Below are 476 nucleotides of genomic sequence, written 5' to 3' on the forward strand. Positions count from 1 at the left end.
TGAGGATGTTAAACATGAGTCAGGGAAGAAACCTTCGGTCATATTAGAGGCTACTGGGCATTATCAAACTTCAGTTGTTCAATACTTGGAAGAACGAGGATATTTATTAATTATCATTAATCCTTTGATTTCATATAAGGCAAGAGGATCAAGTTTAAGAAAAGTAAAAACTGATGCCATTGATGCCTACCTCCTCTGTGAGTTGTTCTATAAAGAGGAATTAGAACCTTATAAAAAGCGTGGTGTTCAATTATTGAACCTTCGTAATCTCACAAGACAACATGAAAATATAACTGGCGTAATGATACAAACAAAACTTCAATTTCAGGCAGTGCTTGAGCAAGTTTTCCCTGAATATATAGGAGTCTTTGGAGATTTATATTCTGTGGTGTCGCTCTTAACTCTTTCAGAGTTTCCCGCTTCAGAAGACATTTTGAAGGCTAGTGAAGAAACAATTTCAGAAAAAATATATGAAG

1 protein-coding gene is annotated in these 476 nt (G+C 35.1%); it reads left to right on the forward strand.

The genetic code is table 11. The features are described from left to right. A partial coding sequence (locus AAHB15_RS30005) for an IS110 family transposase (protein WP_342043902.1) occupies positions 1 to 476 on the forward strand: 476 nt, incomplete at both ends.

The sequence above is a fragment of the Bacillus sp. OTU2372 genome (assembly GCF_038440275.1).
GTDB classification, from domain to species: Bacteria; Bacillota; Bacilli; order Bacillales; family Cytobacillaceae; genus Neobacillus; species Neobacillus bataviensis_B.